This window comes from Anaerosalibacter massiliensis (assembly GCF_024623155.1).
Lineage (GTDB): Bacteria > Bacillota > Clostridia > Tissierellales > Sporanaerobacteraceae > Anaerosalibacter > Anaerosalibacter massiliensis.
The window spans coordinates 79,462-105,881 of record NZ_JANJZL010000003.1 but is presented as its reverse complement, the minus strand read 5'-3'; the positions used below and the strand labels follow the sequence as shown (position 1 = coordinate 105,881).

Below are 26,420 nucleotides of genomic sequence, written 5' to 3'. Positions count from 1 at the left end.
CTAGTGTATCAAAGTCTACTATTAGTTAAGCAATGCTTAACACTTGTGGGTTGGTCACAAATCCAATATCTCTTGGCTTCTTAAAAGCATTATGTATTTCATTTTAAAATAACCTAATTGAAAAAGCATTCATCTCCCACTTAAGAAGTAGGGGTGTTCTACTGTTTAAGCTAATTAGATAAAAATAGGCATAGTTCTTATCTGTTGAAGGGGTTTTTTAGAACTATGCCAGTGGTGGGCTATTCACATTCTTCAAATCTACCTATAGCTTCATTGTATAACTCTACCAACCTTGAAGTCACTACACTATCTGATATATGATTATTTTTTTCTATTATTTTCATATATTCATTTATGACATTTGCCGTAATTGTATCTTTATTATTTGAAACTATCTTTTTATAATTATCAAAAATATCTTTTTTGATTTTCTTATCTTTTGCATTGTATATAGGAGTATTATCTGAACCAGACATATACATAACCAAATATTCACCATATATTCTCATTACTTCTTCACATTTTATACCTTTAGGATATTTAGTTAAATATTTTTCTATTTTTATCAATCTATTGCCTAGTTCATCCCAAGATACTGTTATTTCACCATCTATTATAGCTGGTGAATCTGATTCTACTACTTTAATATTTAAATATTCCTTTAACTCATCTGATAGATTTTTTTCATATTTTTTAAATATTTCATAATCAATTTTAGGGAAATAAAAACCTTCCTCATTAACTATTTTATATCTTCCCTTTATCATCTTAGATATTATTTTCTTTAATTCTTCATCTTTTATTTCTTCTATTTTCTTAGGATCAATATCGGAATTTGGATATAACTTAGCTAAAGTTTGCTGTCTATTTTCTTTATGTAATTCTTCTGTATATAAAGCAATATAGTTTTCCTGAAGTTTTTCAAATTCTTTTATCATATCTACTGATTCTTTCTTTGAAACTTTTTCAATATTTTCATCGATAAATTCTACAACTTCATCAGGTTCTTTATTTTCTGAAATTAATGTTTTAAACTGTATCATAATTTTTTCTAAATCATCTTCTTTAGATGATTTAGATTCCTCTTGAACCTTTTTACTAGAATTTTTATTTTCAACAACAACATCTTTAGAGGTGCAACTAGAAACAAGCACTATTAGTACTAAGCCAATAATTAAAAATAAATATCTTTTTTTTCTCATAGAATTACCTCTTTCATTATTAAATAATTATACTTCTCATCCATTATACATTATATAGGAATTTTTTTCATTATCAAAATTTTTATTGGATATAAACTAACTAGAATGCTCATTTTATTAAAATATATCAAATAATATTTTTGAAGTAGTTACAAAACAGTTACAGAATTTCCTTTCTGATGTATAATTAAATTAAGGTATTCTAAGGAGTGAGTTAAATGGATTGTATTGAAACCATCTTAAAAAAACAAAAGACTTTTTTTGAATCTGGTAAAACCAAAGGTCTACAGTTTAGATTAGAAAGCCTAGCTAAACTTAAAAAAAATATAATAGACAATGAAAAGGATATAATGGATGCATTAAAAAAAGATTTAGGAAAGTCAAACTTTGAATCTTATTCTACAGAAATAGGTATAGTTCTAAACGAAATATCCTTTATAGAAAAAAATTTAAAAAGTTGGGCTACTCCTAAAAAAGTAAAGACTCCAATAACTAACTTTAAGGCAAGTAGCCACATATATCCAGAACCTTATGGAAATACCCTTATAATATCACCATGGAACTATCCCTTCCAACTATCTATTGTACCTTTAATTGGAAGTATAGCTGCAGGCAATACTTCTGTAATCAAACCTTCTAGCACATCCTTTTATACTAGCAGAATAATAGAAAAAATATTAAATGAGAATTTTAATTCTAGTTATATTCATGTTATCACTGGAGAAAGGGGCAAAAAGCTTTTAGACAAAAAATTTGATTATATATTTTATACTGGAAGCGTTCCTATTGGAAAAATAGTAATGAAAAAAGCTTCAAAATATTTAACCCCTATAACTTTAGAGTTAGGAGGCAAGAGTCCTTGCATAGTGGACACAGAAGGGGATTTAAAACTATTTGCAAAGAGAATTGTCTGGGGAAAATTCTTAAACTCTGGCCAAACTTGTGTAGCTCCTGATTATCTATTAGTCCATAAAAACATTAAAAATGAAATGATAAATTATATAATAAACTATATAAAAAAATTCTATGGTGAGAATCCAGAAAATAATGAAGAATATACAAGGATAATAAATGAAAAACAATTTAACAGACTTATCAGCCTATTGGATATAAAAAAAATAATCTATGGAGGTGATTATAATAAAGATTCTTTATATATTTCTCCTACTTTAATGAATAATGTAACTTGGGAAGATTCTATAATGGGGGAGGAAATATTTGGGCCTATTTTACCAATTTTAGAATATGAAGAGTTAGATGAGGTTGTGAAAATGATAAATTCTCATTCAAAGCCATTGGCCCTTTATTTCTTCTCTAATAATAAGAATAAAATCGAAAAAATTATAAATGAAATTCCCTTTGGTGGAGGATGTATAAATGATACTGTAATGCATCTTTCAAGTCCATACCTTCCTTTTGGAGGTGTAGGCACAAGTGGCATGGGAGCTTACCATGGCAAGAAAAGTTTCGATACTTTCACTCATTATAAGAGTATTTTAAAAAGAAGTAATTTAGTTGACCCTAATTTTAGATATCCACCTTATAGTGATAAAATAAATACTGTAAAAAAAATCTTAAAATAATAATAAGACTGGAATATTAAAACTATTATTCCAGTCTTATTATTTTAAAAATCTATATTGAATCAGAGGAGCTCTCCAATGGTGCTCCTTCCTGATCTTTCTCATTTTTTTCTAAATTATCATAGGCAGATGATAACATTAATTTCAATCTATTTAACTGATTTACTTCACTTGCACCTGGATCGTAATCTATTGCAACAATATTTGCCCTCGGATATTTTTCTTTCATAACTTTTATCATACCCTTGCCTACCACATGATTTGGAAGACAGCCAAATGGTTGCACACATACTATATTTTCTGCTCCACTTTCTATTAATTCTATCATCTCAGCTGTTAATAACCATCCTTCTCCTGCTTGATTTCCTACTGAAATCATTGGCTCTACTAAATTCGCTAACTGTTGAACTTTAATAGGTGAATGGAATCTTTTACTTTTATCTAAAGCCTTCTTTAATGGCTTTCTATAATGTTCCATATACATAATAGCTATATCTCCTACAAATTTATTTAACCTCGATTTAGATAATTGTTTAAACTTAAATGTTTCATTGTAGGCACAATACATTAGAAAATCAGTTAAATCCGATACTACTACCTCAGCCCCTTCGCTTTCAAGTATCTTTATAATATCATTGTTTGCAGTTGGATGATATTTTACAAGTATCTCTCCTACTATTCCTACTTTTGGTTTTTTTACATCTTCTATTTCTATTTCATCAAAATCTCTAACTATATCTTCAACATTTTTCTTAAATTCTTTCTTATCTCCAACTTTTACAGCCTCTATACATTTACCCATCCATTTTTCAAATAATATATTTGTAGAACCTTTAATCTTTTCATAAGGTCTTACTCTGTATAAAACTCTCATGAGAAGATCTCCATACATTACAGCCATAATTGACTTCCTAGCCAATTCCATAGAATAAGTAAATCCTGGATTTGATTCCATACCATAGGGATTCACACTTATAACTGGGATGTGTCCAAACCCTGCATCCTTAAATGCCTTTCTTATAAATCCTATATAATTGGATGCCCTACATACTCCTCCTGTTTGAGTCATCAAAACTGATGTATTGTTTAAGTCATATTTACCTGATTTTAATGCATTTATAAATTGTCCTACAACAATAATAGAAGGATAACAAGCATCATTATTTACATATTTAAGTCCTTCATTTATAGCATCTTTGTCTACTGAAGGCAGTATTTCAACATTGTATCCACAAGTATTTACTGCTTCCTCTATTAGCTTAAAATGTATTGGTGCCATTTGTGGCACAAGAATAGTATGATTTTCTCTCATTTCTGTTGTAAATACTACTCTTTCAAGAGGTTCACCTGTTTTAATAGGCTTAAAGTCCACCTTTTCCCTTTCTTCCATTGCTGCCTTCAAAGAACGTAATCTTATTTTCACTGCTCCAAGATTACTTACTTCATCTATTTTAAGAAGAGTATATATTTTTTCATAGTTTTCTAGTATCTCTTGAACTTGATCTGTAGTTACTGCATCTAATCCACATCCAAAAGAATTTAATTGAACTAATTCTAGATATTCGCTTTTAGCTACAAAGCTAGCTGCATTATACAACCTTGAGTGATATGTCCATTGGTCTACTACTCTCAATGGTCTTTCCACATCTCTAAGGTGTGCAATTGAATCTTCTGTAAGTACTGCCATTCCAAGCATAGTAACTAAATTTGGAATACCATGATTTATTTCCGGATCAATATGATATGGACGTCCTGAAAGAACTATTCCTTTCATATTATTCTCTTTTAAATACTTAAGAACTTCTTCACCTTTATTTCTTATATCATGTCTATATCTTATGCCTTCATTCCATGCCTTTTCAACTGCTTTATCAACTTCTCGTTTAGGTATGGATAATAACTTTAATTCATTTTTAAGAGCCCTCTTTAGTCCTTCCTTATCATCAAAAGTTATAAATGGATTTAAAAAATTAATATTATTTTCATGTATCTCATCTATATTATGTTTAATGACTTCTGGATAGGAAGTTACAACTGGACAATTTAAATGATTGTTTGCGTCATCATCTTCTTTATGCTCATAAAATACACTAGGATAAAATATATTTTTTATACCTTTTCCTATTAAATCCATAATATGTCCATGAGCTAATTTAGCAGGATAACAAATAGTTTCACTCGGTATACTTCCTATGCCTTTTTCATATAATTTTCTTGTTGAATGATTTGATAATTCTACTCTAAACCCTAGTTCTGTAAAAAAAGTAAACCAAAATGGATAGTTTTCATACATATTAAGAACTCTAGGAATACCTATAATTCCTCTTTTAGCTTCATCTTCGGCTAAAGGTTCATAGTCAAATGTTCTCTTATATTTATAATCATATAAATTAGGTATATCTTTCCTTTTATTAGTTAGTCCTGCTCCTTTTTCACATCTATTTCCTGTAATATATCTATTTCCGTCAGAAAACATATTTATAGTGAGTAAGCAATTATTCCCACATCCACCACATCTTCTCATGGTTGTTTTATAGGAAAATTTCTTTAAATTTTCTCTATCTAATAAAGTAGATTTATTTTGTGAATTAGAACGTTCCTTTGCTATCAATGCTGCTCCTAATGCACCCATAAGACCTGGTTCATCTGGTCTTACAGCAACTCTACCTGAAACCAGTTCAAAACTTCTTAAAATAGCATCACTATAAAAAGTTCCTCCTTGAACTACGATTTTTTCTCCCATTTCTTCTGGATCTCTTATCTTAATTACTTTTTGAAGTGCATTCTTAATCACTGAATATGAAAGTCCTGCTGCAATATCTCCAACAGTAGCACTTTCTTTTTGAGCCTGTTTAACTTTAGAGTTCATAAATACTGTACATCTTGAACCTAGATCTACTGGATTTTCTGCCATAAGCCCCTCATTAAGAAATTCCTCAGCACTCATATTTACTGAATGAGCAAAAGTTTCTATGAAAGAACCACAACCTGAAGAACAAGCTTCATTAAGCAATATACTTTCTATAACTCCATCTCTCACCCTCATACATTTCATATCTTGACCACCAATATCAAGTATAAAATCTACCCCAGGAAGAAAATAATCTGCCGCTTTATAATGAGCTATAGTTTCAACTTCGCCTTCATCTACATTCAATGCTGCTTTTATAAGTTCTTCACCATATCCAGTTACAGCGGAAAAAGCAATAGTAGCTTCTTTAGGTAATAGAGAATATATTTCTTCTAAAATTTTCACAACTAGTTCTAAAGGTTTCCCTTTGTTGTTTCCATAATAGGAATACAATATATTATTATCTTCATCAATAACAGCTACTTTAGTAGTAGTTGAACCTGCATCAATGCCTAAAAAACATTCACCTTTAAATTCGCTTATATCTTTCTTAACAAGTTTATGAGTTCTATGTTTATCTTTAAATTCAATTAATTCATCTTCATCTTTAAATAAAGGTCTTATCCTTTTTACATCCATATTAATAGGATTGTCTAAGTGTATAAGTCTATCCCTTAATTCTTTAAATAAAATTTCTTCTTCTTCTGTTGAGGATATGGCCGCACCTATTGATACAAATAATTGAGAGTTTTCTGGATAGATTACTTCATCATCAGTTAAATTTAGAGTTTCTATAAATCTCTCCCTAAGTTCAGATAAGAAATGCAATGGTCCTCCTAGAAAAGCTACATTTCCCTCTATAGGTCTTCCACAGGCAAGAGTAGTTATAGTTTGATTTACTACAGATTGAAATACACTAGCTGCAATATCTTCTTTTGATGCTCCTTGATTTATTAAAGCTTGAACATCCGTCTTAGCAAAAACTCCGCATCTAGATGCTATAGAATATATAGCTTCATGCCTTTTAGAAAGCTCATTTAATCCTCCAGCATCAGTTTGAAGTAATGAAGCCATTTGATCTATAAAAGCTCCTGTACCTCCTGCACAGATACTATTCATCCTCTGATCTATTCCTCCATCAAAGTAAATTATCTTAGCATCTTCGCCTCCTAGTTCAATAACTACATCAGTCCTAGGAATGAACTTTTTAATAGCAGTTGTTGAAGCCACAACCTCTTGTATAAAAGGAACATCAAGCCATTTATTTACAGCTAAGCCACCTGACCCCGTTACCATTATTGTAATTCTATCATTTTTAAATTTATTATAGGCTTCTAGTATAAGTTTTTTCACACCACTTTTTATGTCTGAAAAATGTCTCATATAATTGCTATAAAGCATTTCAAATCTATTATTTAAAACTACTAGTTTAACTGTTGTTGAGCCTACATCTAATCCTAAGTGTAATTTTCTCATAGATATACAGCCTTAGTAGGCCATTTACCTCCCTTTTTCTTGATATAAAAAATTTGGTAAATTGGCTCTCACCAAATACCAAAGTTCACTGTTTAAGTCTTTTTTACTTTATATGCATTATAGCACAACTTTCGACAATAGACAAATAGACCAATTCCCTTTAAATAGCCCAAATAATAGAAAAATTTAAGTTTATCTAACCATACTCATCTATATGTATCAAAATCAATTAATATGCACTTTTAAATATAAAGAGCATAGAAAACTCTATGCTCCTAAATCTTTAACTACTAGGTACCTCCTATAAAATCAGCATCTACACTAAGAAATTTATTTTTATTCCTTCTTTGCCATATCTAATCTATTGTGTAAAAGCCTATTATTTCAATAGTATTTTCATCTACTATACTCTTTATAGTTTTCTCATCTGTTTTGTTATACATTATGGAAATTCCACAAGATTTAGAAAGACTTCTCGGTGTGGGAGATATAGTGTATTTAATATTTTTAGCCTTAAGTAATTTTTCTAATTTTATTCCATAACTAGAAGCCGGAAAAAGTATATAGTTTTTTTCCAACTAAATCATCTCCAAGAAGGCTTCTACTCTAGTTTTTATTTGGCCTGAATCTTCTTCTGAATAGTCTGTTTCAATCATAAGTACTGGAATATTATTATCCCTCAGCGATTTCTCAACATTATTATATTCAACTGCATAGGTATGACAGAAGGAAAGATTATAGTATATTACTCCATCTACATCATATTCTTCTGCATATCTCAATATGTCTTCTACTCTTCCTTTATTTGGAGTAAAACAAGCACAATTTATGTCTAGATATCTATCAGCCATATTCTTGATAAGTTCTTCCATAGTATCTCCATTAGTTGATACCTCATTTTCAAAATATCTAGTGCCTGTACAGGTTTCCTCTACAACTATTTCAGCATTTAGTTCTTCTACAATTGAATGAAGTTTCCAATTTGGAAGAGCCATCGGAGTCCCTGTGACCATAATTCTTTTCTTATTAGTTGATGTGTTTGTCTTAACTTTTTCCTCTAATTCATCACATAATTCATTAACTTTTTCTGTAAACCTTCTTGGTTCATCAGAAAATGCTATCTGGGAAATAAGTAAAGAATCTAAACCACTTATAGGAGATGGTTTGTTTTTTCTCAAATCATAAAGTCTTTTTAATGCTCTCCTTTTTTCATTATTTAATTCTATAGCTTCTTTTAATTTTTCTACAGTTATCTTATTTCCTGTAAGTTCTTCTATTTTATCCATGAACAACTTTATTTCATTCATCCACATTTCATAATTTTCTTCTCTTTTCATTTGAGGCAATTCCATAACATGTACTGGAGTATACTCATTTAATATTTCCCAAACCTTTTTCTTGCCATCACAAGTTGTTTCACCAACTAGAATATCACAAGATTGAAAATATGGACATGTAGAACTAACTTTAGCACCAGTAAGAGCCTTGATCAATGGACAAAGGTTCCTAGGTAAAACCTTTTCCCCATCTTCAATCCAAAATTGACTTCCTGAACACAATCCTACACTTATTGCATCTGCTGCTAAAATAATTTCGTCAGGTACAAAAACACAGAATGCTCCTACAACTTTGCCCCCTTCTTTTCTATGTTTTTCAAGTTCCATTATCCTTGCTCCATGTATTTCTGCTGTTACATAATTAAAATAATTCATGCCATCAGGCCTATTTTCTTGATTTAAAAAAGTTTCACCAAACATTTCTGGCAATGCCTCGCATAAAACATCATGTTTTTCAAGATCCATGTTTAAGTTTTCCCACATTTCTCTATAATCTGCCATATAAAATCCCTCCATCTATAAAATAAATTTATCAACTGAATTATACCATTGTACAAATACTTTATTAATAATTATAGAGAAAAACAATAATATTAATTTCAATATTATTTAATCTTATGTGAATAGTTTCATAATTTATTATTTAATAATATATAGCTATGATATAATCTATTTTAATGACACAGTTTTGAAAGGAGGAAGATATGAAAAATAAAACTATTTCTAAAAAGGGTCCTATATACAAAGTCAATAGATTCTATTTGATTTCTCTTATTTGGGCAATAATGGTACAATTTCTGCCTATTAAAGATTGTTTATACCAATATATAGCTCTTCTAATTCCGATAATCATATACCTTATTTTAAATAGAAAAAACTTAAAAAGGATTTTAAAGCTTAATCCTTTAAATAAGAAAAGTTTTGTAATTATATTTATTATATGGATTTTCATGCTCCCTTTTTCAATATTTATAATCACTATATATAATTCACTTTTTGGAGATACTCTTGCAAATATGGTCATTGAAGAAACTGCTAATAGCTTTATTGGAGTTTTTTTCTTTACAGCTCTAACTCCTGCAATTATTGAAGAAATTTTCATGAGAGGAATTGTATTAGATGGATACAGACATAAAAATATAATCATAGCTTCCATAATAAATGGACTAATGTTTGGAATGTTACATCTTAATACCTTCCAATTCTTTCACACTTTCTTTGCTGGTATAGTTAGTTCCCTTTTAGTATATAGTACTAATTCTATATATTCTTCTGTATTTATACATTTTGTGAACAATGGATTCCCTTTAATTATGGATCTAATAATACCAGCTCAAAACACACCAGTTCAAACAACTAAGGAAATAGACTTTTTATTTTTTGGAATAATAGTTATACTTTCTTTAATAATAGTAGTTTTATTAATACATAGATTAGCAAATATAAATAATATGAAATTAAAATATAAAAAGAAAGTTTCAAAAGAGAAAATATTTAATAAGCATCTAAAATTAAGCATGATAATATTTTTAGGATTTAGCCTTATATTATCATTTAGTCTGAAACAAACATAAAAAGCCTAGAAAATCTAGGCTTTTTATATTTAAAAATGTTTATTCAGATTCATCTTCAGATAATGGTCTAACTATTGGAACACATATTAATTGCCCTATTTGTAAATTGTTTGGATCTACTCCTGGATTTGCTCTTATTAAAGCTTCTACTGATACATTGAATCTACGACCTATGCTAAAAAAGGTATCTCCTCGTCTCACAACATAGAAAAATCCATTTCTGCATGGAGGTGGCCCTGGAGGCATTGGTCTTGGAATACATATTACTTGACCTATTTGCAAATTGTTTGGATCTATTCCTGGGTTCGCCCTCAACAACGCTTCTACTGATACATTAAATCTACGAGCTATGCTAAAGAGAGTGTCTCCTCGTCTTATAACATAGAAAAATCCATTTCTACAAGGAGGTATTGGTGGAATAGGTCTTGGAATACATATTACTTGACCTATTTGCAAATTGTTTGGATCTATTCCAGGGTTTGCCCTCAGTAATGCTTCTACTGATACACCAAATCTTTGACCTATGCTAAAAAGAGTGTCTCCTGCTCTTATTGTATAGAAAAATCCATTTGGACATGGAGGAGGTCCTGGTGGCATAGCTCTTGGAACACATATTACTTGACCTATTTGCAAATTGTCTGGATCTATTCCAGGGTTTGCCCTCAGTAATGCTTCTACTGATACACCAAATCTTTGACCTATGCTAAAAAGAGTGTCTCCTGCTCTTATTGTATAGAAAAATCCATTTGGACATGGAGGAGGTCCTGGTGGCATAGCTCCTGGTATACATATTACTTGACCTATTTGCAAATTGTTTGGATCTATTCCCGGGTTTGCCCTCAGTAATGCTTCTACTGATACACCAAATCTTTGACCTATGTTAAAAAGAGTGTCTCCTGCTCTTATTGTGTAGAAAAATCCATTTGGACATGGAGGAGGTCCTGGTGGCATAGCTCCTGGTATACATATTACTTGACCTATTTGCAAATTGTTTGGATCTATTCCTGGGTTTATAGCAATTATTGCTTCAACAGTAGTATTAAATCTTCTAGCTAATAAGAATAATGTATCTCCTGATCTTATTGTATAAGGGAAGCTTCCCATTGGACATCTCTGTTGCCCTTCAAAAGAATCGTACATCTTAACCACCTTTCTTTAATATAATTTTGTTCAATACATATTATGCAAAAAGGTGTAAAATGTTAAATTTTTATATCTGAAATTTTACATACTTCTTGGAACACATATCAATTGTCCTATCCTTAAATTATTTGGATTTATTCCTGGGTTTGCCCTCAATAAAGCATCTACTGATACGCCAAATCTTTGACCTATGCTAAAAAGAGTGTCTCCTGCTCTTATTGTATAGAAAAATCCATTTGGACATGGAGGAGGTCCTGGTGGCATAGCTCTTGGAACACATATTACTTGACCTATTTGCAAATTGTTTGGATTTATTCCTGGGTTTGCTCTTATCAATTCTTGTACGGATACATTGAACCTTTGACCTATACCAAAAAGAGTATCTCCTTGCCTTATTGTATATAAAAATCCATTTGGACATGGTACTGGCTGAGGTGGTGCTGCTCCTGGAATACATATTACTTGACCTATTTGTAGATTATTTGGATTTATTCCTGGATTTATAGCAATTATTGCTTGAACAGTAGTACCATTTCTTCTAGCTAGTTCAAAAAGAGTATCTCCTGATCTTATAGTATAAGGAAAACTTCCTGCTGGACATCTTTGTTGACCTTCAAAAGAATTATACATTTTAACCACCTTTCTTTAATATAATTTTGTTCAATATATATTATGATAGAAGGTAGCTAATTGTTAAAATAAACCTAAAACAACTTAAACCTTTTTCCTTGATATGTATTTCTTTCTTTAAGCTCTTTATCAATACCTGAAAGAACTTTTAATTTATTAAGTGTCCATCTAGGTTCTATAAGTAATTCCTTTTTCCCATCTCCTGTAAGTCTATGAATAACCATATTTTGTGGAAGCAATTCTATACTGTCTACAACTAAAGATATATATTCATCTTGAGATAATATATAAAATGGATTTTTTACATAATAATCACATAAATCTGTTCCTTTTTGTACATATAAATTATGAAATTTAACTCCCCATGTATTAGTATTCGCTATATATTTTACTGAATTTAACATGTCTTCTCTATTTTCATTTGAAAAGCCAAATATAAGATGGGTAACTACCTTTATATTTCTTCTATTTAATTCTGTTATTGCTCTTTCATAACAGTCTAATTCATAACCTCTTCTTATAAATTTAGTAGTTTTGCTATGTATAGTTTGAAGTCCTAATTCTACCCATAGAAAAACTTTTTCGTTAAACTTTTCAAGTAAATTTAAAACTTCTTCTAAAAGACAGTCTGGCCTTGTAGCTATAGCTAAACCTACTACTCCATCTTGAGAAATAGCATCCATATATTTTCTATTCAAATCTTCATATGTGGAGTAGGTATTAGTAAAGTTTTGAAAGTAAGCGATGTACTTTCCCTTTGGCCATTTTTTAGATAAAAATTCCTTTTGACTTTCTATCTGTTCTTTTATAGAGAGTTTTTTGGATGAAGTAAACTCTCCTGCCCCTTCTTCTCCACAAAATATACAACCTCTATTGCCAACTGTTCCATCCCTATTTGGACAAGTAAATCCTCCATCTAATGAAAGTTTTATTGTCTTTGTACCAAATATATTTCTAAGTTCATAGTTTAGTGAACGATATCTTTTATCTCCCCAAAACATAAAATATCACAACCTTTGTCTAAAATATGTTTCTCTTTCTCTATAATTATATCATTCATAGAAAAAAACTCTGCCATTAAAATTACAGAGTTAAACTATTTATACTAGTATTTGTCAACCCACTCAAAGTACATTACTTCTTCTGTACCTTTATCAATCCCTATATCTATATATCCATTTTGACCATTTTTAAATCTTAAAATGTACATTGTGTCATTGAATTCTTCTTTCTTTATTTCTCCCTCATATTTTAAACTATCTATATTATCTATTAGTTTATTTTCTTTTATAAACTTTAATGCAATATCTTTCTTTACATCCTCTGGAATTTCCTTTCCTTCTCCTTTAAAATACTTATCTAGATAGAGAAATTTTAATTCTTTACTTTCTGGATCTATGCCTCCATTATATGAAATAATATCTCCCTCTTTATACGGACCATTTATACTAAGATGTACCATTATGTTCTTATTAACTGGTTCATTTGTATCTCCATCTATTAAATCTTCTGGATACTCTATGTTTACTTGTGTTTTATTTATATCAATTTTATGTCCAAAATAATTTTCAGTTTCTTTTTCTACTATACTTACTAACTTTCCTTCTCGCTCCTTTCTTTCTTTTTTAATTCCCACTTCTTTATTTATTTCTTTTTTTATATTTCCTGAAGATGCACATCCTGTAGATATTAGTGAAATAATAATCGCCATAGGTATTAATTTTCTAATCATTTAAATCACCTCTTCTTATATTTTCTAAATATATTTTACATCCATCTAGAAGACATAACTATCTATTTTAGTTACACATACCTTTCATCCTTGTAATAAAAAACTAATGCCGAAGCATTAGTTTTCTTCTACATATTCAATAAGATGTTTTATATATCTTGATCTAATTCCTAAAAAGTATATAAATTGTACCATAAAAAAGCTAAACAATACTATAGGTATTTTAAAAGTAAGGAAGTTTTCTGAAGCTAATTCAAGAATTTTTACAGAAAAAAGAGTATGAATAACTGCTACAATATAGGGTATAAAAAACAAGGTTGCAATTTCAACTGTAACTGTTTTCTTCAATTCTTTATTTGTCAAACCTAATTTTGCCATGTTTTTATATTTCTCTCTATCTTCATCTAAATCATTATAAAATCTAAAATATAAAAAACTTCCTGCTCCAACAAAGAATATAACAGCTATGAAAAAACCAATATATAATAAAACGTTAGATTGTTCTTGTTCTACTTCATACATATCTCCTGCAGTCAAGAAAACATAGGGCTTATCCATTGGAATTGGTATATTCTTATTTAATATTTTAGCTACTTCTCCAGTTTCAGTCCAATTCTTTATATCTATAGGTACATATTTTCCTTGTTCACCCCTTAAATATATATCCTTAAATACTTCGTCATTAACAACAATCATAGTCTCCAACATACCTGAGGCTGCAATATGTTCTTCATTAATATCTACAATTCTTAAAGTTAATTTACTTTTATCAAGTTTTATATTTTCAAGACCTTCTTTTGCCTTTTCCCATTCTTTTCTATACATTTGAGAATTAACTAAAACTGCTTCCCCTTTATTTAAGCTGTAGGTTCTCATACCCAATGCCTCTGCTAAATCATTAAAATCAGATTCTTTTATAGCATAAAATTCTTTAGAATCATTCATAGTATCCTTTACAAAATCTATACTATATTTCTTATACTTAAATCCTTTTTCCTTTAGCAATTCATCTATATGGTTTATATGCTGTTTTTCTTCCTTGTTATTTTCAAAAGAAAAATAAGAAAAAGCGAAAGGGAAATTTTTCTTAGTAATATTAACCTGATTTGATTTTACAGAATATAATGTAGCAACAGATATAAATGCAACAGTAGATGCAATTGTAACTAGAAAAAGCATTCTTGCATTATCCCTAATTTTATAACTTAAATTTGAAATCCATAATAAATTAGTCTTTTTAAGGTATAAATTTCTATCTCTCTTAAATAAATTGAGAACAAGCACACTAAATTGAGAGAAAAACAATAGTGTTCCAGCTGTTCCTAAAACTATAGGTAAATAAGGAGTATTGATAGAAAATTTTTCTGGATTTAATCCAATACAATACCCTCCTCCAATCATAAATATTGATAATAAAGATAATATTATTGAGGATTTAGGCTCCTTTTTTGGTTTTTTTCCTGCATTTAGCAATTCTACTGTTTTATTAGTTCTAATTAATTTTGGTGTTACTAAAGATATAATTATAAATATAATTAAAAAACTTATACCAGTAAGAAATATTGCTTTAGTAGGAAAATAGAAATTGAAATTTTGAATTCCCAAAAATTTTCCTGTAAACATTAGAAATAATTTTGAAAATACTAATCCTAATACTAAACCTGAAAATATAGATATAAGACCAATTATAATATTCTCTATAAAAATAAGTTTATTAAACTCTTTCTTAGACATACCTAGTATAGTCAAGATGCCAAACTCTTTCTTCCTTGCTCGCAAAAATGTACTCAATGAATACAATACAAATAAAAAGGAAAAAGAAAAGATAATAACCTCTGCTACAAGTAATGCCATGTATACAGTTGATCCCTCTGAGTAAGAATTAGATAGCACAGGATGAAACAAACAGATAGCAAAAGAAAAAAATATGAACACTGAAAAAGCACTACTTAAAAAGTATGCAAAATAAGACCTAAAATTTCTTTTTACATTGTTGGAAGCTAATTGATTAAAAGTCATTTCTACCGCCTCCTAACATTGAAAGAAGATCCATTATTTCCTGATAAAATAATTTCTTATTGTCTCCTTGATGCAATTCATTATACAACTCTCCATCTTTTATAAATATTACTCTATCACAATAACTTGCAGTATAGGCATCATGGGTCACCATAAGAGTAGTTACCTTATCATTTTTATTTATTTTATAAAATAACTCCATAACATCTTTCGCTGCCTTTGAATCTAAGTTTCCTGTTGGCTCATCAGCAAGAAGCAAACTAGGTGAACTAATTATAGCTCTAGCTACTGCAGCTCTTTGAGCTTGACCACCTGAAACTTCATAAGTTCTCTTGTTAAGAATTTTTCCTATTCCTAACTTTCCAGCTACTTCTTCTAACTTTTTATCCATATCAGACACTTCAACGCCATCAAGAGTTAATGGCAAGACTATATTTTCCCCAATAGTTAAAGTATCCAATAAATTAAAATCTTGAAATACAAAACCTAATTCTCTTCTTCTAAAGAAAGCTAACTCTTCCTTATTCAAATGATGAGGCTTTTTCTCATTTAATATCACTTCCCCAGAAGTCGGAGTATCAATAGTTGAAATAATATTTAGTAAAGTAGTCTTTCCACTTCCTGAAGGTCCCATTATTCCAACAAATTCTCCTTCATCAATAGTAAGATTTATATTATTTAAAGCCTTATATGATATTTTGCCGTCATATATTTTACTAACCTTGTCTAATGTCAATAGTTTTTTCATAAAATTTCTCTCCTCTCTTGTTCTTAAGTATATTTTAACTTCTAAGGCTTTTACTTACTATCGATAATAATTTCACATATCTTACAAAGCTGTAATATTAGTTAAAAATTATTTTAATAGTGGTCCCTACTCCAACTTCTGATTCAATATTTATATCATGGGAAAGTCCTTTACATATTTCATGAACTATATAAAGTCCCATACCTGTAGATTCTCCAAATTTCCTGCCATTTTCCCCTGTATAAAAAGGTTCCATTACTCTACGAATATCTTTTTTAGGTATTCCTACTCCTCTATCTATCACTTCTAATATTGTTTTACCAAATTTTTTATAGGCTTTTATATATATTTTGTCACTTTTCATATAAGAATACTTAACACCATTAGTAATGATTTGTTCAAGCATAAATCCAAGCCACTTCATATCAGAATACACAAATAAATCTTCTTCCATATCAATTTGAGGAAAGACTTTTTTTCTGATAAAATATCTTTTCATACTATTTATGACTTCTATAACTGAGGATCTCAAATATACTTTATCCACATGAAAATCATGCCCAAAAGTATCTAGCCTAGCTAAATATAATGCCATGTTTAATCCCCTATCTAATCGTTCCAGTTCATCTTTTATACTACCCATATAAGGTTCTGTTTCATTCTCCTGAACAATAAGTCCAATTACGGAAAGAGGTGTCTTCATTTGATGTACCCATTGATTTATAAAATATAAATGTTCCTTTTGCTTTTCTGAATAATCTTGAATTTCCTTTTGATAAAGTCTATATTGTTGTTTAAATGAATTGCTAGTTGCTATTGCTAGAGGAGAAGAACCTAAAAAAGATAAAGTATCATCTAAATCTTCTGGCTCATTTATCAATCTTTTGTATAATTCTCTATTCATAAGATATTTATATGCTAAAAAACAAAACAATAAAAAATTACTTAAAAAAATAAAATACCCCATATTAGTCTTACTAATAAAGCCTCCTAATTTCCCATAAAAAAAGAATAGAATTGAAAAATTTAATATATAGACTAAAATATATGAAGCATATTCTCTTAAAAAAAGCTTCATTAATTATCACTCCAAGTAATAACAATTTTATAACCAAGTCCTCTTACTGTTTGAACAGCATTTTGTATGTCAAGCTCTTCAAATCTTTTTCTAAGTCTAGCCACGTTTACATTAAGTGTATTATCTTCAACAAAACTTTCATCATCCCATAGCTTTTCTAAAAGATATTCTCTAGTAGCTACCCTAGGATAATTAGACATGAGAATTTCTGCCAAAACTGCTTCTTTCTTAGTCAATAGTATATTCTTATCTTTATAACTTACCTCTGGTCTTTCAGGGTATAAAACAAGTCCTTCTAAATCAATTACTCTTTCTTTTACATTGGATGAATAAGAACCATAAGCCCTTCTCAGTTGTCCTTTAATCTTTGCAATAACTACATCATAATAAAAAGGTTTAATTATATAGTCATCTCCACCACTCTCTATTCCCATAATCTGTTCCATCTCACCTGAACGAGCAGAAAGAAATATAACTGGACAACTAGATACTTGTCTTATTTTTTTACACCAATAATAACCATCATACTTAGGTAAATTTACATCTAAAAGTACTAAATGAGGATTTATATTATTAAACTCTTCTAATACATTTTTAAAATCTCTAATTATATAAGAATCATATCCATATCTCTCCATATGGGAAGAAAGGAGTTTAGCAATCTTAAAATCATCTTCAACTATCATTATCTTGTACATTTTAATTTACCTCCTATTACATTAAATTATTATGTCTACTTAATTATATTATAATTCTAAATAATAATCTTTATATTACTCAAAAATAAAAAAACCTAATAAAACCTTACTTTAAGGCTTCTATTAGGTTTAAAACCTTCTAAACACCTAGTCACATAATCTGTACTTAGTAAAATAATCATAATATTTTAATTGTACATATTATCCAACTCTTTTACTTTTTCTTTTATTATTTCTCTTACTTCTACTGGTTCTATAAGCTCTGCCGATGAACCAAATTGCAATAACCAAGAAATAAATCCTTGACTAATAATTATTTCTGAATGGATTATAAAGTACTCATCTCCATCAATTGTCAAAAATACATCTTTGCCAAATTTATCTATAACTGGATTGATAAGATTATTTTTAAATCTAATTTTCACTTTTTTCTTATCACCAGTAAACATATTAAAAGTTTTATTTATATAATCTGCCATATTAAATTCTGCTTCATTAGAATATTCTTTAATAACTTTCCTTTTCTCATCAAGTATTTCAACACCTTCTATTCTATCTACTCTATAATGAGATATGTTATCATACTTTTCATGAACTCCTATTAGATAATAATTATCTTCATGCCAGCCTAAGCCATAAGGACTTACTTTATAAGTCTTTCCCTTCTTCCTATATTCCAGCTTTTTATTTACATTATATGTAGTATATTTAAAATTTACTTTCCTATTTCTTGAAATAGCTTCAGTTAAAGCGTTTACATTATAATAAATCCTCTCGTTCTGACTTTTGATTTTTTCATCTACATAAACTTGTCCTAACATTTTCTTACCTAAATGCTTACTAGTAAGTTTTTTCAATTTATCAATAAGTTCTCTTGATTTTTTTACAGTTATAGATTTAGAAGCAGATACTGTATCTATAAGTATTCTCAACTCTTCTTCCTCAAATTCCCTACTTCTTAAATAATACCCTTTGTTATTTTCATCATAAAGACTTATATCATATCCAAAAGCTTCCAGAGTTTTTATATCTCTTATTACGGAACGTCTTTCTGATATTATTCCCTTAGCTTGCAATTTATCTACTATGTCACTTGCAGTTAAAATATTTTCCTCATCAGAATCCTCTTTTAATATCTCAAGAACGTACAAAAGTTTAAGTTTAGTCTTTTCTCCCATAATAAGACCTCCTATTCTATTACACGAAAAGAACCTTACCTTAAGGTAAGGTTCTCTTATCTTAACCAGACCCATTTCCCAAAAGTCCTATGTATATTATAACATACTTCCCATATTGTTCATGGATAATTAACTTTTTCCCATTAATATTATATATAAAAAAATTCTTTTCTATAATAATGAAAAGAATTTTTAAATACACTATCTAGGATTTGCTATTTCAACATTCATTTTCTTACCTTTTATTCTGTAGTTTTTAAGACCTTTAAGCACCTTATTTGTATCTTCTTCAGGTATTTCCACAAAGGAAAATTTATCATATATATCAATTTTACCTATATGGTTTCTTGAAAGATTAGTTTTATTTGTAATAGCGCCTATAATATGTCTTGGACTTATTTTTTGTTTCTTACCCATATTGATAAATAATCTAGTCATACCTAAATCTGCACCATTATTTATTTTTTCTAAATCTATTTGTTCATGTCCATCTTTTTTATTATCTTCTACATAAAGTTTTAAAATAGCAGAAGCAATATCAAAAGAATTGTAGTCTTCTTCTAGGAGAATATTTATAATATTTTCATGTTTCGAAAACTCTTTAGCTTCTAATTCACTTCTAATTTTCTCCAATAATATATCCATTCTTTTTTCTTCTACATCTCCTAATGTAGGCAAATTCTGTTTAATTATTTTAGTATTAGTATACTTTTGTATAGTTCTAAGCTTGTGTATATCTTTTCCCGCTACAAAACTAAAGGCTTTTCCTGATCTGCCTGCTCTTGCAGTTCTTCCTATTCTGTGAACATAATATTCTTCATCTTGTGGAATATCATAATTAAGGACTAAATCTACATCACCTACATCTATTCCTCTGGCTGCCACATCTGTAGCTACTAAAATATCAATATTTCCCTTTCTAAAGGATGACATAACCTTATCTCTTTGAGTCTGTTTTAAATCTCCATGCAAACCATCAGCAAAATATCCTCTTCCCTGTAATTCCATTACTAATTCGTCCACTTTTTTCTTTGTATTGCAAAATACAAGAGAAAGCTTTGGATTGTGTATATCTATGAGCCTAGATAATATCTCTGTTTTCATATTATTTTTAAGTTCGAAGTAATATTGTTCAACTTTAGGCACTGTAAGTTCTTTATGGACCACCTTGACTATTTTCGGGCTGTTTTGATACTTCTTTGCAAAATTCATTATTTCCTTTGGCATTGTTGCTGAAAAAAATATAGTCTGTCTTTCTTTAGGCATTTGGTTTAATATATTTTCAATATCATCCCTAAAACCCATATCGAACATTTCATCTGCTTCATCAAATACAACCATTTTTATACTTTTAGGTTTTAAAGTATGTCTTCTTAAATGGTCTAAGACTCTCCCAGGAGTTCCAATAACAATTTGCACACCCCTTTTCAGACCTTTTATCTGTCTTTCAATAGGCTGACCACCATAGACTGGTAAAACATATATATCCTTTTTATATTTAGATAATTTTCTTATTTCTTCTGCTACTTGTATTGATAACTCTCTTGTGGGACAAAGTACAATAGCTTGAAGTTGTCTATTTTCTGCTTCACAGTTTTCTAATATTGGTATCCCAAAAGCTGCTGTTTTCCCTGTTCCAGTTTGTGCTTGACCTATTAAATCATTTCCTTCTAATATATAAGGAATCGCCTGAGATTGTATAGGAGACGCTTCTTCAAATCCCATATCAGAAATAGCTTTTTTTATCTCCTCCGAAAGTTCCGCATGTTTAAATTTCAATTTTCCCATAAAAATTTTAACTTCCTTCCTTTTTGCTTATTTAGTCAACTTATAGAGTATATATTTATTATGGCAAAAATGCAAGGTGAATATTACAGCTAAATTCATATATAATCTTTATTATACAAATTATCAATAAAATAACTCGTGAACTATATGGACAACTAAATACATAAGTTTTTTCATCATATATTCTATTACTTCATTTTCTATAGGTGAATATACATTTGATAATTTGTAATCTATTTCTTTGGATATATTAAAACTACTTTTTATCCTTTCAAGTATTGCTTCTCCCTCTTCTATAGCCTCTTCGTTCGATATAAGTTTCCAATCTAGTTGATCTATGAGATGTAAATATAAGCTTGTTGGTACTACCAATTTAGATTTCCTATCTATGGTATGAAGTTTATCTATGAATTTGGCTTTACTAAATTCATCAATGGTTTTTATGTCTTTGTAAATATTGAATAATATGTCTTCGTCAACCTTAAACCTTTTAACTCTCCTAAGAAAGCTATGTTGCTTCTCTCCAGAAAGTCCTGTTTGTCTATAAAGAGCTTCTTTAACAGCTTTTTTAACTGAAACTCCAATAAGCTCCCCTAATTTCGAATGTTTTCCTGCATTCTTAAGTTTTAACTTTGATTCACTATTTGATACAACTATAACTCCATCTGTTCCTGAACCAGTTGAAATCCCATGGGAAAAATTGCTACCTGCCATTAATTCTTGTAATGCTGCAGTCTTAGCTTCTGTACAAGTAATAAGTGCCCTTGTTATAGTATCTGTAGGTAAATCAGCATCTATCACTAATATAATATTTATTGTACCTGGTTTTAGCATTACTATTTCTCCATCTTCTTCATGAAAAGTAGCTGGATCTCCTACTCTACCTCCATTTACCTCTATGCCACCTGTAACTATTGCTGTAACTGTCAATTGTCTATATTTTTCCTCTCTAATAGCTACTTCTTCCATAGAAGCCGCTGTACTAATTCCTGCAGATTTATTAGAATCATATCCTAATTCCTCAGCCATAATAGCCATATGTCCTTCATAAGTTTCTGCTTTCAATTCACAGTCCATTCCTGCTCCCGGATTAATATCATTGTTAAATATAACTTGCAAATCCTCCCTATATCCACCGTTTATAGGTGAAGTACTTAAAACTTTCCTACTTCCCTCAAAAGGCATTACAATACTTTTTTTGTATCTATGTACTTCATCTCCTGTGGACAATTTGTAGATTTTCAAATAAATCATCCCCTAATTATTTAGAACTTATCTTCTTTATAGTATTTATAAACTTGTCTACATCTTCTCTATTAGTATCAAAAGATGTAACTAGCCTTATTTGTCCATATTCCTCATATAATGGATATATCTTTTCCAATGGTTCTAACCACTCTAAAGGTATATTTATAAATAATATATTTGCTTCAACATTTCTACATAAATCTACGCCCTTTATTTCTTTAAGTTTTTCTTCTAAATATTTTGCCATTTCATTTGCATTTATAGCATTTTTCTTCCAAAGATCATCTTCTAAATATGCAATAAACTGAGAAGAAATAAAACGCATTTTTGAAACTAACTGCATTCCCTGTTTTCTTATAAATTTAAAATTTTTACTTATTTCTGGATTGAAAGATATTATTGCCTCTCCTATCATCATTCCATTTTTAGTCCCTCCAAAAGATAATAAATCCACTCCTGTATCTGTAATCAACTCTCTAAAATTTGTATTTAAAGATACTATAGCATTTGCTATTCTTGCCCCATCTACATGAAGATATAAATTGTTTTCATGAGCAAAATCAGCTAATCTTTTTATTTCATCTATAGTATAGACAGTTCCTACCTCTGTACATTGTGTTATAGAAATGACTCTAGGTTGGACTTGATGTTCATCTCCTATAGAATGTAAAAACTTTTCAATATCTTCTATATATAGTTTTCCATCTCTATTGGGAACATATAGCAACTTAGAACCACTAAACCTTTCAAAAGCCCCACATTCATCTACATTTATATGGGCTGTATCAGCACATATAACCCCATCAAAAGGTCTTATCAAACCACTAAGTCCCACTACATTGGCAGCTGTTCCAGTAGTAACAAAATATACATCTACATTTTTTCCAAATATTTCTCTAATTTTTTCTATAGCTTTTTCTGTATAAATATCTTCTCCATAAGGCAATTCATGATCTATATTACATTCTTCTATAGCTTTAAGTATCTTTGGATGTGTTCCCGAATTATTATCGCTTAAAAAACCTCTCATAACTTCACCTTCCATTAAATTATTTATAGTCTTATATATTTTATCATAATATGATTTTCTCTCCATAACAATAATTATTTTGCCTTTAATTAAAAGAGGACCAATAAATTTTCCTATTGGTCTTCTTTTAATATTAATATATGTTTTTATAACATAGGTACCAATCTACACAGCACAATCCTTCTTCTCCTTCTATCCTTCTTAATAACTCATCATAGGTTTTTGGGGGTGGTACAACTCAAAAAGGCAAGAAAAAAACAAAATTGTTTTCTCTTGCCTTTAAAATATTTTATTTAAATATTTTCAGATATTCTCCATAGCCCTCTTTTTCTAAATCTTCCTTCTTTATAAATCTTAAGGAAGCACTGTTTATACAATATCTTAATCCACCTCTGTCTCTAGGTCCATCATTAAAGACATGACCTAAATGGGAATCACCATATTTACTCCGTACTTCAGTTCTTATCATTCCATGACTAGTATCCTTTTTTTCTACTATATGCTTATCTTCTACAGGTTTTGTAAAACTAGGCCAACCACATCCAGCATCATATTTGTCCTTAGATGTAAATAATGGCTCTCCTGATACAACATCTACATATATCCCTTCTTCTTCATGATTCCAGTATTCATTTTCAAAAGGCTTTTCCGTAGCATCTTCTTGAGTTACTTTATATTGAATAGGGCTAAGCTTCCTTTTAAGTCTATCTTTATCTTCTTTATAGTATTTATTATTTTCCATTAAATCACCTTCTTTAAACTATTTATACTATATATTACCCCAATAATCTTTATATAATATAAAAAGTTGTTATTCAATTTCCTCTATTTTTATAATATAATATAAAAAATATTATATTTTAAATTTTTAAGAATACTGAGGAGGGATGTTTTTGAAATTATATTTTCCCATTATAATTATGTTGGTAGGATATATATTCGGATGTTTCCAATCTTCATATATAATTGGTAGAACTTTTAAAAAAGTAGACATACGTAATTTAGGAAATGGAAATGCAGGTGCTTCTAATACAGTAGTTTCTTTAGGATGGAAGTGGGGAGTTATTGTAGGCGTCTTAGATATCATTAAAGCTATAATTCCTATATTTATTATAAAATATGTTTTTAAAAATATTATGCCTTATAAAAGCCTATCTCCATATCTATATTTAAATGGCTTTTCAGTTATATTAGGTCATAATTATCCTTTTTATATGGGCTTTAAAGGTGGAAAAGGGACAGCTTCTCTTATAGGTATGCTGATGGCCATAGATTATAGAATTGCTCTCATAGGTATACTATCTATAGTATTAATTACACTTATTACAGATTATATTGCCTTAGGAACAATAAGTCTTGTAGTATTATTTGTACTATCTACTGCATTTTTTAAACATGGTACAATTTCTATATTTATTGCTGGATTAATAGCCTTATTAAGTATTTATAACCATTTACCAAATGTTAAAAGAATATTAAAAAATGAAGAAGTTAGATTTAGAAAAACCATTTAAAATCAGCCTTATGGAATTCATAAGGCTGATTTTAAAATATTTCTAATTAATAATATAATTATTATTAATTAGAATTCTCTTTTAAGAGATAATAAATTGTTCTAACTCCAACTCCTGTTCCACCTTTTGGTATATATTCCAATTCTTCTTCAGACCAAGAAGTTCCTGCAATATCCATGTGTATCCAAGGTTTACCTTTTACAAATTCACTAATAAATATACCTGCTGTGATCATTCCTGGACCTTTAGATGAATTAGTTAGATCTGCAATGTCTGGTTTAATTAACTTGCGATATTCATCAAGTATAGGTGCTCTAGCTATCATTTCACCTGATTCTTCAGTAGCCCTTTCAAGTTCTCTATAGAAAGTATCATCATTGCTTAAAACCGCTGTTACATGATTTCCAAAAGCCCTTTGGGCAGCTCCTGTAAGTGTTGCTATATCTAATATTTTATTAACATTTTCTTTTTCTACCAAATAATAAACTCCATCTACAAGAGTTAACCTACCTTCTGCATCTGTATTATTGACTAGAATAGTTTTCCCTGCCATAGTATTTATGATGTCTCCTGGCTTATATGCCTTGGAAGATATCATATTTTCACAAGCCGCAATAGCACCAATCACATTTATCTTAAGTTCCATTTTAGCTATAGCAGCTATTGCTCCTATTACTGCAGCAGAACCTGCCATATCAGTTTTCATATTTACCATGCCACTATTGGGTTTTAGAGATAAACCACCACTATCATAAGTTAAGCCCTTGCCAACTAAACCTACTATATTTTCCTCATTATCCTTATCTCCAAAATATTTCATAACTATAAATCTAGGTGGATTTATAGAACCTTTGCTTACTTCTAGATAAGCTTCCATTCCAAACTTTTTAATCTCTTTCTCATCATATACTTCTACATCAAAACCATATTCTTTTCCTGCTTTATCTACTTCTTCTGAAAGTTTAATTGGTGTTAAAATATTAGAAGGCTCATTAACCAAATTCCTAGCTAAATTTGTTGCCTCTCCTAAAGTCTTGCCTTCATTTATGGATTTATTTATTTCATCATAGTCATCTTCATTGCACACTATATTCAATTTTTCTAATTTTGTCTTGTTTTTATTTGATAGATATTTGTCAAATTTATAATTAGCCAAAATAGCAGTTTCTGAAATTATTTTACTAAACTCATTTAATGTTAAAATTTTATCTATTCCTATAGTAGAAACTTCTATATTTTTAATATTTAATTTATTAGATTCCTTAATTGATTTACCTATAGCTTTTCTTATCTTTTCATGATTTATTTCATCTCTTTTACCAAGCCCTATAAAAATAATCTTATTTGGTTTTTCTTCTAATGCTAAATTCAATGTTTTAATTTCTAAAAATTTTCCATTAAATTCTTCCTTTTTAATAGGATAGTTAGTTTCTTCTAAAGGATTTTCACCTTCAAAAGCCATAATTATTTTGCCATCAGATATATTTTTATTAGAATTTATTTTGGAAACTATTATCTCCATTTGAAATCCCTCCAATTAATATATTTACATTTTCCAATATGTAAAAACTATACCTTAATTGAGTGTTTA

The 26,420-nt window shown here is 29.3% G+C and carries 21 protein-coding genes; 3 read left to right on the top strand and 18 right to left on the bottom strand.

What is annotated here, in order from left to right; genetic code table 11:
- Positions 1-239: 239 nt before the first annotated feature.
- Positions 240-1,202, bottom strand: a complete 963-nt coding sequence (locus NSA23_RS05785) for a hypothetical protein (protein WP_042680453.1) — start codon at positions 1,200-1,202, stop codon at positions 240-242.
- 218 nt (positions 1,203-1,420) lie between these two features.
- Here NSA23_RS05785 and NSA23_RS05780 point away from each other — a divergent pair, with 218 nt between their 5' ends.
- A complete protein-coding gene (locus NSA23_RS05780) occupies positions 1,421-2,785 on the top strand; it encodes an aldehyde dehydrogenase (RefSeq protein WP_042680455.1) in 1,365 nt (454 codons plus the stop codon).
- Between the two features lie 52 nt (positions 2,786-2,837).
- Here NSA23_RS05780 and NSA23_RS05775 read toward each other — a convergent pair whose 3' ends face one another.
- The 3 genes from NSA23_RS05775 to NSA23_RS05765 all read right to left on the bottom strand — a co-directional run bounded on the left by NSA23_RS05775 (position 2,838) and on the right by NSA23_RS05765 (position 8,950).
- On the bottom strand, positions 2,838-7,112 hold the full coding sequence (locus tag NSA23_RS05775; RefSeq protein ID WP_042680457.1) for a 2-hydroxyacyl-CoA dehydratase: 4,275 nt from the start codon (positions 7,110-7,112) through the stop codon (positions 2,838-2,840).
- Between the two features lie 356 nt (positions 7,113-7,468).
- Positions 7,469-7,690: a putative Se/S carrier protein gene (locus NSA23_RS05770; protein ID WP_042680459.1), complete on the bottom strand. Its 222-nt coding sequence runs from the start codon at positions 7,688-7,690 to the stop codon at positions 7,469-7,471.
- The gene (locus tag NSA23_RS05765) at positions 7,691-8,950 is read right to left on the bottom strand and encodes a double-cubane-cluster-containing anaerobic reductase (protein ID WP_042680462.1); all 1,260 of its coding nucleotides are present in this window, start codon (positions 8,948-8,950) and stop codon (positions 7,691-7,693) included.
- A 203-nt stretch (positions 8,951-9,153) separates the two neighbouring features.
- On the opposite strand from NSA23_RS05765, the gene NSA23_RS05760 reads away from it, so the two are divergent.
- Entirely contained in the window at positions 9,154-10,023 is an 870-nt protein-coding gene (locus NSA23_RS05760; RefSeq protein WP_042680464.1) for a CPBP family intramembrane glutamic endopeptidase, read from the top strand.
- Between the two features lie 39 nt (positions 10,024-10,062).
- On the opposite strand, the gene NSA23_RS05755 is transcribed toward NSA23_RS05760, so the two are convergent.
- From NSA23_RS05755 to msrB, 13 genes are all read right to left on the bottom strand, one after another.
- Positions 10,063-11,163, bottom strand: coding sequence for a LysM peptidoglycan-binding domain-containing protein (locus NSA23_RS05755; protein WP_257490327.1), 1,101 nt, complete (start codon positions 11,161-11,163; stop codon positions 10,063-10,065).
- 84 nt (positions 11,164-11,247) lie between these two features.
- On the bottom strand, positions 11,248-11,796 hold the full coding sequence (locus NSA23_RS05750) for a LysM peptidoglycan-binding domain-containing protein (protein WP_257490326.1): 549 nt from the start codon (positions 11,794-11,796) through the stop codon (positions 11,248-11,250).
- 74 nt (positions 11,797-11,870) lie between these two features.
- Positions 11,871-12,797, bottom strand: coding sequence for a tRNA modification radical SAM protein MnmL/YtqA (gene mnmL, locus NSA23_RS05745; RefSeq protein ID WP_042680465.1), 927 nt, complete (start codon positions 12,795-12,797; stop codon positions 11,871-11,873).
- A 104-nt stretch (positions 12,798-12,901) separates the two neighbouring features.
- Positions 12,902-13,528 carry a hypothetical protein gene (locus NSA23_RS05740; RefSeq protein WP_042680467.1) on the bottom strand — a complete coding sequence of 209 codons (627 nt, stop codon included), beginning with the start codon at positions 13,526-13,528 and terminating at the stop codon, positions 12,902-12,904.
- A gap of 117 nt (positions 13,529-13,645) precedes the next feature.
- Positions 13,646-15,547: an ABC transporter permease gene (locus NSA23_RS05735; RefSeq protein ID WP_042680469.1), complete on the bottom strand. Its 1,902-nt coding sequence runs from the start codon at positions 15,545-15,547 to the stop codon at positions 13,646-13,648.
- A complete protein-coding gene (locus NSA23_RS05730) occupies positions 15,537-16,295 on the bottom strand; it encodes an ABC transporter ATP-binding protein (protein WP_042680471.1) in 759 nt (252 codons plus the stop codon). Before NSA23_RS05730 ends, NSA23_RS05735 begins: the two co-directional genes overlap by 11 nt.
- Before the next feature lie 97 nt (positions 16,296-16,392).
- Positions 16,393-17,373: a sensor histidine kinase gene (locus NSA23_RS05725; RefSeq protein WP_042680473.1), complete on the bottom strand. Its 981-nt coding sequence runs from the start codon at positions 17,371-17,373 to the stop codon at positions 16,393-16,395.
- Positions 17,373-18,071, bottom strand: a complete 699-nt coding sequence (locus tag NSA23_RS05720) for a response regulator transcription factor (RefSeq protein ID WP_042680474.1) — start codon at positions 18,069-18,071, stop codon at positions 17,373-17,375. The genes NSA23_RS05725 and NSA23_RS05720 overlap by 1 nt, the downstream gene beginning before the upstream one ends.
- Before the next feature lie 188 nt (positions 18,072-18,259).
- Positions 18,260-19,249: a helix-turn-helix transcriptional regulator gene (locus tag NSA23_RS05715; protein WP_042680476.1), complete on the bottom strand. Its 990-nt coding sequence runs from the start codon at positions 19,247-19,249 to the stop codon at positions 18,260-18,262.
- A 201-nt stretch (positions 19,250-19,450) separates the two neighbouring features.
- Positions 19,451-21,037, bottom strand: a complete 1,587-nt coding sequence (locus tag NSA23_RS05710; protein ID WP_042680478.1) for a DEAD/DEAH box helicase — start codon at positions 21,035-21,037, stop codon at positions 19,451-19,453.
- 123 nt (positions 21,038-21,160) lie between these two features.
- Complete coding sequence (locus NSA23_RS05705; protein ID WP_042680480.1) at positions 21,161-22,282, bottom strand: adenosylcobinamide amidohydrolase; 1,122 nt, start codon at positions 22,280-22,282, stop codon at positions 21,161-21,163.
- 16 nt (positions 22,283-22,298) lie between these two features.
- Positions 22,299-23,381: a threonine aldolase family protein gene (locus tag NSA23_RS05700; protein WP_257490325.1), complete on the bottom strand. Its 1,083-nt coding sequence runs from the start codon at positions 23,379-23,381 to the stop codon at positions 22,299-22,301.
- A 223-nt stretch (positions 23,382-23,604) separates the two neighbouring features.
- On the bottom strand, positions 23,605-24,057 hold the full coding sequence (gene msrB, locus NSA23_RS05695) for a peptide-methionine (R)-S-oxide reductase MsrB (RefSeq protein ID WP_042680484.1): 453 nt from the start codon (positions 24,055-24,057) through the stop codon (positions 23,605-23,607).
- Between the two features lie 151 nt (positions 24,058-24,208).
- On the opposite strand from msrB, the gene NSA23_RS05690 reads away from it, so the two are divergent.
- Positions 24,209-24,829, top strand: coding sequence for a glycerol-3-phosphate acyltransferase (locus NSA23_RS05690; RefSeq protein WP_222704755.1), 621 nt, complete (start codon positions 24,209-24,211; stop codon positions 24,827-24,829).
- Between the two features lie 64 nt (positions 24,830-24,893).
- Here NSA23_RS05690 and NSA23_RS05685 read toward each other — a convergent pair whose 3' ends face one another.
- Positions 24,894-26,351 carry a leucyl aminopeptidase gene (locus NSA23_RS05685; protein WP_050069752.1) on the bottom strand — a complete coding sequence of 486 codons (1,458 nt, stop codon included), beginning with the start codon at positions 26,349-26,351 and terminating at the stop codon, positions 24,894-24,896.
- Positions 26,352-26,420: the final 69 nt, after the last annotated feature.

Coding starts and splice junctions, on each gene's coding strand:
- NSA23_RS05785 (WP_042680453.1), bottom strand. CDS start 1,202: ATGAGAAAAAAAAGATATTTATTTTTAATTATTGGCTTAGTACTAATA.
- NSA23_RS05780 (WP_042680455.1), top strand. CDS start 1,421: ATGGATTGTATTGAAACCATCTTAAAAAAACAAAAGACTTTTTTTGAA.
- NSA23_RS05775 (WP_042680457.1), bottom strand. CDS start 7,112: ATGAGAAAATTACACTTAGGATTAGATGTAGGCTCAACAACAGTTAAA.
- NSA23_RS05765 (WP_042680462.1), bottom strand. CDS start 8,950: ATGGCAGATTATAGAGAAATGTGGGAAAACTTAAACATGGATCTTGAA.
- NSA23_RS05760 (WP_042680464.1), top strand. CDS start 9,154: ATGAAAAATAAAACTATTTCTAAAAAGGGTCCTATATACAAAGTCAAT.
- NSA23_RS05755 (WP_257490327.1), bottom strand. CDS start 11,163: ATGTACGATTCTTTTGAAGGGCAACAGAGATGTCCAATGGGAAGCTTC.
- NSA23_RS05750 (WP_257490326.1), bottom strand. CDS start 11,796: ATGTATAATTCTTTTGAAGGTCAACAAAGATGTCCAGCAGGAAGTTTT.
- mnmL (WP_042680465.1), bottom strand. CDS start 12,797: ATGTTTTGGGGAGATAAAAGATATCGTTCACTAAACTATGAACTTAGA.
- NSA23_RS05740 (WP_042680467.1), bottom strand. CDS start 13,528: ATGATTAGAAAATTAATACCTATGGCGATTATTATTTCACTAATATCT.
- NSA23_RS05735 (WP_042680469.1), bottom strand. CDS start 15,547: ATGACTTTTAATCAATTAGCTTCCAACAATGTAAAAAGAAATTTTAGG.
- NSA23_RS05730 (WP_042680471.1), bottom strand. CDS start 16,295: ATGAAAAAACTATTGACATTAGACAAGGTTAGTAAAATATATGACGGC.
- NSA23_RS05725 (WP_042680473.1), bottom strand. CDS start 17,373: ATGAAGCTTTTTTTAAGAGAATATGCTTCATATATTTTAGTCTATATA.
- NSA23_RS05720 (WP_042680474.1), bottom strand. CDS start 18,071: ATGTACAAGATAATGATAGTTGAAGATGATTTTAAGATTGCTAAACTC.
- NSA23_RS05715 (WP_042680476.1), bottom strand. CDS start 19,249: ATGGGAGAAAAGACTAAACTTAAACTTTTGTACGTTCTTGAGATATTA.
- NSA23_RS05710 (WP_042680478.1), bottom strand. CDS start 21,037: ATGGGAAAATTGAAATTTAAACATGCGGAACTTTCGGAGGAGATAAAA.
- NSA23_RS05700 (WP_257490325.1), bottom strand. CDS start 23,381: ATGGAGAGAAAATCATATTATGATAAAATATATAAGACTATAAATAAT.
- msrB (WP_042680484.1), bottom strand. CDS start 24,057: ATGGAAAATAATAAATACTATAAAGAAGATAAAGATAGACTTAAAAGG.
- NSA23_RS05685 (WP_050069752.1), bottom strand. CDS start 26,351: ATGGAGATAATAGTTTCCAAAATAAATTCTAATAAAAATATATCTGAT.